This is a genomic window from Bartonella sp. AC70YNML (assembly GCF_042196545.1).
Lineage (GTDB): Bacteria > Pseudomonadota > Alphaproteobacteria > Rhizobiales > Rhizobiaceae > Bartonella.
Window position 1 is genome coordinate 328 of the sequence record NZ_JBHIQK010000062.1, and the last position, 280, is coordinate 607.

A 280-nucleotide genomic window follows, 5' to 3' on the forward strand; every position below is an offset into this window, starting at 1 on the left:
TATTGTTTTAATCGGGAGTTATTTTTTATTGCTTCCTTTGATCTTAGAAGTCCCCTTGGGTTTATTATCAGATGTTTATGGAAGTAAGCGCATTATTTATACTGGGCTGTTTTTCTTTCTTTGCGGTTTTTTAGCTCTTTTTATGAATTATGCATATTTTGCTTACGCCACTTATTTGTTGTGTATTACATTAGCAGCCGCTTGTTTCTCAGGTGCGGAAGATAGTTTACTCTTTTCTGTAGTCCCAAAGCATCGCACACTGTTTTCCGTTAAGTCTGAA

At 35.7% G+C, this 280-nt stretch carries 1 pseudogene; it reads left to right on the forward strand.

Annotation, left to right across the window (positions count from 1 at the left end):
- Positions 1-55: 55 nt before the first annotated feature.
- Positions 56-280: pseudogene (locus tag ACFIMU_RS08755) on the forward strand (hypothetical protein); the annotation flags it as partial.